This is a genomic window from Glaciibacter kafniensis, from assembly GCF_039538945.1.
Lineage (GTDB): Bacteria > Actinomycetota > Actinomycetes > Actinomycetales > Microbacteriaceae > Cryobacterium > Cryobacterium kafniensis.
The window spans coordinates 337,043-347,919 of sequence record NZ_BAABCN010000004.1 but is presented as its reverse complement, the minus strand read 5'-3'; the positions used below and the strand labels follow the sequence as shown (position 1 = coordinate 347,919).

Genomic DNA, 10,877 nt, shown 5'->3' with positions numbered 1-10,877 from the left:
GTCGCCTACACCGAACTCGGCGCCGACTACTCCACCCGCATCAACCCCGAACGCGCCAAGAATCGCGCCCGCCGACAGCTGAAGAACCTCGGCTTCGACGTCACCCTCACACCATCGGAGGCAGCATAAGCCATTTCATTTACCTAATAGACACTCGCTGGCGCTCGCTCCTCGACCAACGCAATGGTCAGATTCGTTCACCACCATGCCGCGCAGCGGCCCGGAAGCTCGAGACCCGGCGAGCCGATCTCGGGAACGTGGGTTGCGTTCGAGGGTCGGCTCGCGGGGTCTCGAGACGCGTGCTCGCAGGCTCGCGCGCTCCTCGACCACCGAGATTGCTCAGCGGCTGAGCGTGGTGTGGGCGCGGTGCTTGCGGGCGGGTATCCAGTCGCCGCTGGGGGCCATCCAGGGTGGCGCCTTGACCTGCACGGCACCGTCGAGGATGCGGATCAGCCAGCCGGAGGTGTCGATGGTGGAGTGGTGGTACCAACAGAGGGCGACGCCGTTGTTGATGGTGGTTTTACCGCCGCGATACCAGGGCACCACGTGGTGCATCTCGGCCCAGCCCGGCGGTGACGTGCAGCCGAAGACGACGCAACCGCCGTCGCGGGCGATAATCGCCCGGCGTTGGGCCCGGGTGAAGAAGCGCTGCTTCAAATCGGAGTGGAGGATCTCGCCGTTTTCGGCGAAGACGATCCGTTGCATCTCGCCCGCACAGACGAGATGCTTCACGGTGCTGATCGAGACGGGGGCGTCGACCCCGTCGACCCAGCCGACGCCGGTGGAATCGAGGAGGTCGGTTGCGTTCACGTGCACCATGACGACGGGGGCGGCGCCGCCCAGGGTGGGGGTGCCGGCGTCGCGGGCGGCGGCGTCGAAGACGCCGCGGAGGATGTCGGCACGTTTCTCCCCGCCGGTGCGGGTATCGAGGTCGTCGAACTGGTCGGCGCCGGGGATGACCTCGCCGGCATCGATGCGCGCCCGCTCCTCGGCCTCGTGTTGGGCTTGTTCCTCCGCGGTCGCGAACCGGCCCGGCTCCGCCGGGACCGGCTGCGCATGAGCTGCGGTTGAGTGAGCACTGAGGTAGGTGTCGAAGATGCCGTTCATGATTCCGCGGAGCTCCGGGGTCACCCCGCCGCGCAAGGGGTAGAGCCCGTCGCGGAATTGGCCGAAGCCGAAGCTGCTGCGGGCGGCCAGCACGGTTCCCTCGGTCGGCGCGGTGCCGTCCGGGTCGAGGAGCGCCTTCCACTGCAACATCTGCCCGCGGATGAGGTCGGCGGAGAACGCGAACCCGGCGTTCGGCAGGCCCTCGTTCTCCGCGGTGATGGCACCGGTCGCGGAAGCGACGAGGCCCCGCTCGGCGGCCTCGACATCCGTGGGGTCGAGGTAGCTGGGCAGGTCGGAAAGCCCGGTGACGATCGCCTCGGCCGCATCCACCCCGAGGGTTCCGGCGGTCAGGGCCGCGGCGACGACCGGGTAGCGCGGTGGCAGCATGCTGCCGCCCATCTGATGCACCCGGGTCTTCTCACCGAGCGTGACCCGCCGCTTCACCTCCCGGGCCGAGACGCGGGTGAGCGTCGTGATCAAGTCGGTGCCGGTGACACTGCCACGCGTGCGTGCCAGGGACACCGTCTGAATGCGCGTGTCGGAGCGCACCTCGACGTCCGCGGCCAGGGCGACCCGGCCCGCATCCGCTAGCCGGCCCACGGCCTCCATCGATCCGAGCAGGCTCAGCAGGTCGTCGTCGGAGCGGAGGTGGGGGTTGAGCTCGGTCATCGCTCCGGACATCACGGTGGCGGCGAGCTTGAGAGAGTCAGCCGTGGAGAACCTGGCCGCCATCTTCGCGGAAACCTCGAGCGTTTCAGCGGTCGAAAGCCCGGCCGTCAGAGCCTGCACCTGCAGCATGACCGCGGCCACCGGAGTGTCGGTGGTCGGGGCGATGATGGGGGAAACAGGCTCTGATTCCATAACCCAATTCTCTCAAAATGGGAACTGGAATGCGAGCATTTCTCAGGATCGGTGGATAACTTTTCGTAAGTTTGTCTGTGGAGGATTGCTGCCTAGGAATGGGTGGGTGCGCCCCCAGGCACGGGTGCCGAGGGGGTCGCGTTCAAGGGGTCGGCCCGCCGCGTTTCGACAAGCTCAACTCCACAAGCTCAACTCGACAAGCTCAACTCCACAAGCTCAACCACCGAGCTGGGCCCGGTTTTTGGCAGGCGACCGGGTGGCCGCGTTGAGGGGTCGACTCGCGAGATCTCGACTGGCCCGATCAACGAGATGCGGAGTTCAGAAGTCGGCTCGCCGTGTATCGCAAAACGAAACGCCACACGGTTTGGCTCGACAGCCCATCAAACGATGCCCGTCGTTCCGAGCAGCATCCCGATGAGGAAGGTGGCCACGAGGGCGATCGCTCCACCGACGACAACCCGCACAGTGGCGCGGATGCGTGAGCTTCCGCCGATATGCGCGGCCACCGCCCCGGTCAACGCAAGAGCAAGCAAGACCACGACGAAAGTGAGCGGAATTCGCCAGGCCTCTGGGGTGAGCAGAATCGCCAGGAGGGGCAGGATCCCTCCGAGGGTGAAAGAGAGGGCCGAGGCGAACGCGGCGTGCCACGGACTCACCACGTCGTTCTGATCAATGTGCAATTCGGCCGACAGATGGGCCGCCAGTGCGTCGTGAGCGGTGAGCTCGACAGCCACCTGCTGAGCGGTCTCGGGCGAGAGCCCTCTCGCCTGGTAGATCCCGGCGAGCTCTTTCAACTCCTGCTCTGGCATCTCCTCGAGCTCGCGCTTTTCCTTGGCGATCAGCGCCTTCTCGCTGTCGCTTTGGCTGCTCACCGAGACGTATTCACCCAGCGCCATAGAAATCGCGCCCCCGACCAGAGCTGCGGCACCCGCGGTGAGAATGGCACCGGCCACCGGGGTCGCCCCCGCCACACCGACGACGACCGCGGCGACCGAGACGATGCCGTCGTTGGCGCCGAGCACTCCCGCGCGCAGCCAGTTCAGGCGTTGCGCGAGCCCTGCGCGATGAGGCTCATTCGGATGCGGCTCGGGCGTGGAATCGCGTGTGAATTCGGTAGCCATAGTGCTACTCAACCACGACGGGCGGGTCGATTCCACACAACGCGGCCGACCCGACTCCCGGCAGCACCGCTAGTGCTCCGCCGCGGCTCGCAGCCAATCCATCACCACCGGGCACGTCGCCAAGATCGAAATGTGACTCTCGCGCGGCCGAAACCACAACTCGGCATTCCGACCGCGGTCAAGCAACCAGGTGGAGTGCGCCGACGGCACGACGCGGTCCTGACCACCGTGCACCAGCAACATCGGCATGTCGATCGCCCCGACGTCGAAACCCCACGGAGTGACGAAGGCCACATCGTCGTCGACAAGTCCGTCGCTGCCGGCAGCTGACGCGGCCTGCGCATCCGCTCCGAGCACCGACCACGCTCCGCCTAACGCCGCGTAGTCCCTGTCGGTAAAGATCGACGGGTCGAACTCGTCGGTCTCCTCGAACCGCGCCCGGGCCTCGCGCCCCGCCTCTGCCGCGCGCAGCGACGCCCCGTCGGCCGCCATCCCATCGAACCAGTCGAACCCATCGCAGCCGCGCCCGTCTGCTTCGAACGGTGCCAGGCCGGCAATGCTGGCCACCGCGCTCACCCGGCCGGGCAACAGGGCCGCGCAGGCCAAGGCATGCGGGCCACCGCCCGAAGCACCCATCACGGCGAATCTGGTGAGCCCGAGCGCGTCGGCGATCTCCGCAACATCCGAAGCGGCCGAGGCCACATTGCGGCCAGGCCGCGGCGTCGAGCCACCATAGCTCGGCCGCGCATACGACAGCAGTCGGATGCCCCGCACGGCCGCCGCCGCCAGCAGCGGTTCGAGCAGAGCTCCGGTTTGCGGCGATCCGTGGTGCCAGAGCACCGTCAACCCGTCTGGACCGGGTCCGTCTCCGGCTCCGGCTCCGGGTCCGGGTCCGGCTCCGGCTCCGGCTCCGCTGTCATGCACCCGCAGTGTGCGTCCGTCCTGAAGGGTGACATCCCGAGCCGTTGTCATGCGCCCAGCGTAGGGCGATCGACCGACAGCGTCGAGGTCGTCACGCTGCCGACAACATCACGGCTCCAGCAGAGACAACATCACGGCGCCAACAGAATTAGTACGACACCCCACTGCCGTGGATGACCACTGTCACCGCTTCACCCACCCGGTAGCTCGCATCCGCGGCGGCGATAGTCAGCACGACCCGGTCGGCCGACCCGATCGCTTCAATCTCGATGTGCAGTCGGGTTCCGCGCGGGGAGAGCGACGTGACCCTGCCGTTCGGCGCCACGCCCTGCCCGAGCGTCAGTTGGTCTGGACGCAGCAGCACCCGGATCGAGCCGCCGGTCTCTGCCTCAACGCCCGCATTCTGATGGCGCAGCGAAACGCTGCCGAACGCCGTCTCGGCCGACGTTCCGCGCAACTGACCCGCCACGAAGACGGCATCGCCGAGAAAAGTGGCGACCTCTGCCGTGCTCGGGTTGTCGAACACCGACAGCGGGGAGCCGTGCTGCTCCAGTCGCCCACCGGCCAAAATGCCGATCTGCTGACCGAACATCAACGCCTCATCCTGGTCGTGAGTGACGAGCACCGCCGTGGCGTTGCTGGCCTCGAGCGCTGCAATCACTGCCACCCGGGATTGCTCGCGCAGCCCGGTGTCGAGGGCGCTGAACGGTTCGTCGAGCACGATCATCTTCGGCGCAGGGGCGAGCGCCCGCGCGACAGAGACTCGCTGCTGCTGCCCGCCCGAGATTTCATGCGGATAGCGCCCGAGCAGGTCGGAGGGCAATGCCACGAGATCGGCAACCTCTCTGATGCGTGCGGCCATCTGGGCCGACCGCGAACCCCCCGAACCGGCCGTGCTCACAGAACCAGCAGAACCGCCCGAGCCGCCCGAACCACGCGACCCACGTGAACCACGTGAACCACGCGTCAGACCGAAGCGGATGTTCTGTTCCACGGTGAGGTGCGGAAACAGCGCGCCATCCTGCGCCACGTAGCCGACCCCTCGGCGGTGTGCAGCAAGAAAGGTGTGTGGGCCAGACACCACGGTGTCGTCAAGCGCGATGGTTCCGCTGTCGGGGCGCGCGAATCCGGCGATCAAGCGCAGCAGGGTGGTCTTGCCACTGCCCGATGCGCCGACCAGGGCGGTTCGAGTCCCACTGGGAATGGTGAGGGAGACCCCCGAGAGAACGGGGCGTCCGCCGAGGGCGAGCGAGACATCCTGCACACGGAGCGTGGTCATTGAGCGGTTCTTTTCCGTGACTGGAGCGACATGAGGGCGACGGTCGGGATCGAGATGATCACGAGGAGTAGAGCATACGGGGCCGCGTCTGAGTAGGCGACCGATGAGCTTGCCGACCAGAACTGCATGGCCAGCGTGCGGGTTCCGTTCGGCGCCAGCAACAGGGTGGCGGTGAGCTCATTGGCGACGCCGAGCGCGACGAGGGCCGCACCGCCCAGAATCGACGGAACGAGCAACGGCAGGGTGACACGTGCTCTGGCCACCATCGGCGAGGTACCCAGCGACTGCGCCGCTTCTTCGAGCATGATCGGCGCCTGACTGAGCCCGGCCCGCAGCGACACCAGAGCCCGGGGCAGAAACATGATCAGGTAGGCCACGAGCACGGTGAACGCGGTCTGATAGAGCCCCGGAACCAGCCGGATCGTGACTGTCACGAGCGCGAGCGCGATGATGATGCCCGGCAGGCTGCTCGCCAGATAGGTCGATCCCTCGACGAGCCTGCTGGTGCGGCTCGGATGCCTGATGCTCAGCCAGGCCAGCGGCATCGCCACGATGATGGTCAGCAGCGCACCGCCGATGGCGAGAAGCACCGTCTGCGTGATGGCGGGCAGAATCTCGGGCTGCGCCCACGGGTCACCGACGCTCAACCAGCGCGCGATACTGCCGAGGGGAACGCCGACGGCGAGCAGGGTGACGGATGTTGCAGCCGCGATGGCCGGGATCGTCGCGCGGCCCAGGCGGTGACGTTCGGCGGGACTCGAGGCGCCAGAGCCGATGCGCGCGTAGCGCGCCCGACCGCGCGTGGTCGATTCGGCGGTGAGCACGAGCAGGCAGAGCAAAGTGAGCACGATGCCGAGCGCGCTGGCCGCCGGGCCGGCAAAGGTCGACTGGTACTGCACAATGATCGCCGTCGTGAAGGTGTCGAACCGAATCAGGGCGAACGCGCCATACTCGGCGAGCAGATGCAGCGCGACGACGAGGCCACCGCCCCAGATCGCCAGGCGCAGCTGGGGCAGCACGACGCGCACGAACACCCGGGGAGCGGTCAGCCCGAGCGATCCAGCCGAGTCTTCCAGGGCCGGGTCAAGCCGGCGCAGCGTCGCGACAGCCGGCAGATAGACCAGTGGGGAGTACGACAGAACGGCGATCAGCAGTCCGCCGCTGAGCCCGCCGATCGAGGGGATGAGACTCACCCAGGCGTAGCTGCTGACGAATGCCGGAACAGCGAGAGGGGCAGCGAACAGAATCGCCCAGACACGTCGGCCAGGCAGATTCGTGCGTTCCACCAGCCAGGCCTCGCCGACGCCGAGCGCGACGCAGAGCGGAACACCGATGACGACAAGCAGAACCGTGTTCGCGAGCAGCTCGCCGACCTTCGGGCGAAAGATCAACGGGGCGAGCACATCCCACCCGGTCTGCAGCATTGTGACGACCACGAAACCGACCGGAACCAGCGTGACCACAGCGATCGCAACGGTCACGACAACGAGAAGTGCGGAGGGGCGGGAGCCAGCGCCCACACCCCTCCGCGTGTTCAGCACGGTCACCGAGGCGACCGATACTGAGCTGGGAGAACGATCATCGAGATGAGTCCATTAGATGAGGCCGGCCGCCGTCATCAGCGTGGTGACCTCTGTGCTGTTCAGCTTCGACGGGTCGATCACGGGTGCTTCGAGGGTGTCGAGCGCCGGCAAAGCCGGGTTGGCTGCGACGCCGCTGCCCACCGGGTACTCAAAGCTCGTGCCCGTCTGCAGGATGCCCTGGCCGGCCTTGCCGGTGATGAACTTGAGGAACGCCTGCCCTGCGGCCGCGTTCTTGCTCGTCTTGAGCACGCCACCGCCTGACACGCTGACAAATGCGCCCGGGTCTTCGTTCTTGAAGTAGTACAGCTTCGTGTTGTTGCTGTTCTCGCCGGTTCCTGCCTGGTCACCGAACCAGTAGTAGTGGTAGATGACGCCGGCCGCAACTTCACCGGCGTTGACCGCCTTCATCACGGTGCTGTTGCCCTTGTACTCCGAGAAATTGGCCTTCATGCCCGCGAGCCAGGTTTCGGTCGCGGCGGTGCCCTTCTGCTCGAGCAGTGCGGAGACGATGGCCTGAAAGTCGGCGCCACTTGGTGAGGCGGCCCACTTGCCCTTCCACTCCGACTTCTCGAGGTCGAGCAATGAGGCCGGCAGCTCGGCTTCGGGCAGCAGGCTCGGGTTGTAGACCAAGACGGTTGAGCGCGCGGCGATCCCGGTCCAGGTTCCGCTCGACGGCTTGTACGCGTTCGGCACCTGGGCCAGCGTGTCGGTGTCGACGAGGGCGAACAGCTTGGCGTTGTCCACGAGCGACATGGCCGGGGAGTTCTCGGTCAGAAAAACATCGGCGGGCGACGCAGCGCCCTCCTGAATGATCTGGTTGCCGAGCTCAGAATCTGAGCCGTTGCGAATGGTGACCGTGACGCCGCTTTCCTTCTCGAAGGCATCCGCCCAGGCCTGGGTGAGTTCCTCGTGCTGCGCGTTGTAGACGGTGATCGAGGTACCGGCGAGTGATTCCGGTGAAGCGGATGACTCGCCTGAGGGAGCTGCTGATGGCGATGAGCATCCGGTCAGGGCGAGTGTTGCAACGGCGACGGTGACAAGTGCGGGGCGAAGTAGGCGGTTCATTGGATCCCTTGGTGAGGTGCAGTGCGAAGGCAAGCCTACCCTTAGTCACTGCACCGATGCTTCCACGCCAGAGAAAACTCTCAGACAGCGCGGATGCGTGTCACTGCAGCTCCGTCGCTCGGAGTGTTGTGTGTTCCCGTGCAATCCGCCTAGTCCGATTTGCTGGGCTTGTCCGGCGTGCCGGCCGGAGGAGCCGGAGGCGCGACGGCCGCCGGCCCCAGGCTCACAAAGATCTCAATCGTCGCCCCGTGCGGCGCCGACCCTGACGGGTTGGATCCGGCGACCAGTCCGGCGGCAACGTCGGAGTTTCGCGGGGCACCCTCGACGACAGTGAAGCTGGCTCTCTCCAGGATGCTGCGAGCTTCAGCAGGAGACCTGCCGCTGACATCCGGGATGTCGGTTTCAATCACGCGGAACGCTGACGAATCAGGCTCTGCAAACGCGTCGCCGCCCCAGGTATTGTCAGCCACCGTCATGATGCGCGGCCAGATGCGGTGCCGGGCAGTGGCGGCTGCACCGCTCTCAAAGTCCAGGTTGCGGAGGTTGGTCTCGCCGACGACGTTGCCGACCCAGACCGCCGTCGCCGCCTTCGTGCTGGCGCCGATCATCCAGGTGTCCTTGGCGCCATCCGTCGTTCCGGTCTTGCCGATGTGCGGCACGCCGGTTCCGGTGTTGGAGGCGACAGCGGTTCCGCCGCCCGCAAAGGTCTGCTGCATGGCATAGGCCATGGCTGCGGCGACGTTAGCCGGCACCGACTGCGTGCATTCGGATTTCGGCGGTGCGATCTCGGCGCCGTTTCGGTCAACGATGCGATCAATCGCAATCGGCGAACAGGTCACCCCGTTGTTTGCAATGCCGCCGAAGGCGCTGGCCATCGTCAAGGGAGCCACCTCTTGGGAGCCCAGCACGTCGGACGGGTTCATCTCGAGCGGGTCGCCGTTCGCTCGATGTACACCGAAACGCTCAGCCAGCTGTTTGATCTTGCAGAGATCCAACTGATGCGCCATCGCCATGAAGCTCGAGTTCACCGACCACTTCGTCGCGTCGACGGCGTTGTTGGCGATTCGACCATCGTCATTGCGCGGATTGAAGGGCGCCCCACTCCAGCCCCCGATGCAACTGTCGGTGAACTGCGAAAATCCCTGTCTCCGGCCGTCGAAGCTCTCCCTCAGCGAGTGGCCGGCATTGACCCACTCCCCCAGCGTGAAGACCTTATAGGTGGAGCCGGGCTGAAAGCCGCTCGATCCGCCGTAATCGATGTCGGTGTTGTAGTTCATGGATGTCCAGCTCGGCCCGTTGGCTTCGAGCACTTCGGGGTCGTTGCTGAATGTCTTGTTCTGCGCCATCGCCAGGATGCGTCCGGTCGCGGGTTGCACGGTCACCGCCGTCGAACCCACGTCGAAACGGGGATCGACACTCGGAACGTTCTCGTTGACCGCTGCTTCCGAAGCGACTTGCAGCCCGAGATCCAACGTGGTGTAAATGTCGAGTCCACCGCGGCGCAGCCGCTCGACGCGCTCTTCCACCGTTGCGCCCAACGCGTCTCCATTGCGGATCGCCCAATAGACGTAGTCGCAGAAGTACCCGGAACCGCCGGCAGTCTTGCATCCGGAGGTCGGCGGCGTGATCACCGGGGCGACCGGCGCAGCCACCGCTGCCGTGTGCTGTTCAGGCGTGATCTTCTTGTAGCGCAGCATCTGATCGAGGATGTAGTCGCGACGGTCCAGGTTTCTCGCGTAGCCGTTGGCCGCCCCGTTCGTTTCGCTGTCAGGCTGGTCCAGACGAAAGTCCTCCGGATAGTTGACGATCGCAATCAGGCTCGCCGCCTGCTCCAGAGTGAGATCCTTCGCGCTGACCCCACCGAAGTAGTACTTGCTGGCCGCCTCGATGCCGTAGACCGTTCCGCCGAAGAAGGCGATATTGAGGTAGCCCGCCAAGATCTCATTCTTCGAGTACTTCTTCTCCAGCCCAATGGCCAGGCGCATCTCCTTGAGCTTGCGCGACGGCTCTTCAAGGGTGGCGGAGTCGATGGCCGCAGCTCGTTCCTCCTCCGTCGTGGCGCTCATCACCGCATTCTGCACCAACACGTTTTTCACGTATTGCTGGGTGAGCGACGAACCACCACCGCCGTTCTGCTTGAGCATGAGCTTGATCGTCGCCCGCGCGGTTCCCTGCATGTCGACGCCGCCATGACTGAAGAACCTCGGGTCCTCCCCCGCCACCGCCGCATCCTTCACAAACTGGGAGATGTTCTCCAGCGCCACCTCCTCGCGATTCTGCTCGTAGAAGGTGGCAAGTTTAATCAACGAACCGTCGGCTGCCGTCGCGTAGATGTTGGAGCCTTCGGCCAGCTCACCGATGTTGAGATAGTTCGGCAGATTCTCAAAAAGGCCAATTGTCTTGGTGGCCGCAATGCTCGAAACCGTCAGAGTCGGCGTCACCGCAACGGTGACCAAGAGGCCGGCAACAGCACTCATCCCAATCAATCCCAGAAACGCTCCGAACCCACCCGCGACGCTTCGTTTTCCATTCCCCATCGTGCGAGGCTACGGGGTCAAAGTCGTTTGCACACCCTACCTAGGGCTGATCTTTCCCGGTTGGGGGGCATCCCGGTGGTCGAGCCTGTCAGATCCCGCACGCCGACCTCGAACCCGGCCATCCCTCGCCCCCTCCCCAGCATCCGCTCAGGGTTTTGCATACCCCCCAGGGTATGGTGATCTCACACGCCGATCCCGACCAACAATCCTGAAAGAGAACCTGATGTGCCGTGCTGTGACCTGCAAGACCTGCAACAAGACCACCTGGGCGGGCTGCGGTCAGCACGTCGACGACGTGCTGCGCAACGTGAAGAAGTCCGACCGCTGCGCGGGCCACGAGAATGAGACCCCCGCCCGCGCCGGATTCCTCACCCGACTGTTCTCTGGCGCAAAATGACGCGCG

At 65.6% G+C, this 10,877-nt stretch carries 8 protein-coding genes; 1 reads left to right on the top strand and 7 read right to left on the bottom strand.

Annotated features, from left to right (window positions below; genetic code table 11):
- Positions 1 to 339: 339 nt before the first annotated feature.
- From ABD791_RS10945 to ABD791_RS10915, 7 genes are all read right to left on the bottom strand, one after another.
- Complete coding sequence (locus tag ABD791_RS10945; protein WP_345066169.1) at positions 340 to 1,968, bottom strand: HNH endonuclease signature motif containing protein; 1,629 nt, start codon at positions 1,966 to 1,968, stop codon at positions 340 to 342.
- Between the two features lie 380 nt (positions 1,969 to 2,348).
- Entirely contained in the window at positions 2,349 to 3,089 is a 741-nt protein-coding gene (locus ABD791_RS10940; RefSeq protein WP_345066167.1) for a VIT1/CCC1 transporter family protein, read from the bottom strand.
- Positions 3,090 to 3,158: 69 nt separating this feature from the next.
- Entirely contained in the window at positions 3,159 to 4,061 is a 903-nt protein-coding gene (locus tag ABD791_RS10935) for an alpha/beta fold hydrolase (RefSeq protein WP_345066165.1), read from the bottom strand.
- A 97-nt stretch (positions 4,062 to 4,158) separates the two neighbouring features.
- The gene (locus ABD791_RS10930) at positions 4,159 to 5,289 is read right to left on the bottom strand and encodes an ABC transporter ATP-binding protein (RefSeq protein ID WP_345066163.1); all 1,131 of its coding nucleotides are present in this window, start codon (positions 5,287 to 5,289) and stop codon (positions 4,159 to 4,161) included.
- On the bottom strand, positions 5,286 to 6,809 hold the full coding sequence (locus ABD791_RS10925; RefSeq protein WP_345066161.1) for an ABC transporter permease: 1,524 nt from the start codon (positions 6,807 to 6,809) through the stop codon (positions 5,286 to 5,288). Before ABD791_RS10925 ends, ABD791_RS10930 begins: the two co-directional genes overlap by 4 nt.
- 75 nt (positions 6,810 to 6,884) lie before the next feature.
- Positions 6,885 to 7,937, bottom strand: a complete 1,053-nt coding sequence (locus ABD791_RS10920; protein ID WP_345066159.1) for an iron ABC transporter substrate-binding protein — start codon at positions 7,935 to 7,937, stop codon at positions 6,885 to 6,887.
- Positions 7,938 to 8,086: 149 nt separating this feature from the next.
- Positions 8,087 to 10,474: a penicillin-binding protein gene (locus ABD791_RS10915; protein WP_345066156.1), complete on the bottom strand. Its 2,388-nt coding sequence runs from the start codon at positions 10,472 to 10,474 to the stop codon at positions 8,087 to 8,089.
- A gap of 223 nt (positions 10,475 to 10,697) precedes the next feature.
- On the opposite strand from ABD791_RS10915, the gene ABD791_RS10910 reads away from it, so the two are divergent.
- Positions 10,698 to 10,871, top strand: a complete 174-nt coding sequence (locus ABD791_RS10910; protein ID WP_345066153.1) for a hypothetical protein — start codon at positions 10,698 to 10,700, stop codon at positions 10,869 to 10,871.
- The last annotated feature ends 6 nt before the right edge of the window (positions 10,872 to 10,877 follow it).

Excerpts from the sequence above, each read along its gene's own strand:
- ABD791_RS10940 (WP_345066167.1), bottom strand. The coding sequence starts at position 3,089 with ATGGCTACCGAATTCACACGCGATTCCACGCCCGAGCCGCATCCGAAT.
- ABD791_RS10935 (WP_345066165.1), bottom strand. The coding sequence starts at position 4,061 with ATGACAACGGCTCGGGATGTCACCCTTCAGGACGGACGCACACTGCGG.
- ABD791_RS10915 (WP_345066156.1), bottom strand. The coding sequence starts at position 10,474 with ATGGGGAATGGAAAACGAAGCGTCGCGGGTGGGTTCGGAGCGTTTCTG.
- ABD791_RS10920 (WP_345066159.1), bottom strand. The coding sequence starts at position 7,937 with ATGAACCGCCTACTTCGCCCCGCACTTGTCACCGTCGCCGTTGCAACA.
- ABD791_RS10910 (WP_345066153.1), top strand. The coding sequence starts at position 10,698 with ATGTGCCGTGCTGTGACCTGCAAGACCTGCAACAAGACCACCTGGGCG.
- ABD791_RS10930 (WP_345066163.1), bottom strand. The coding sequence starts at position 5,289 with ATGACCACGCTCCGTGTGCAGGATGTCTCGCTCGCCCTCGGCGGACGC.
- ABD791_RS10945 (WP_345066169.1), bottom strand. The coding sequence starts at position 1,968 with ATGGAATCAGAGCCTGTTTCCCCCATCATCGCCCCGACCACCGACACT.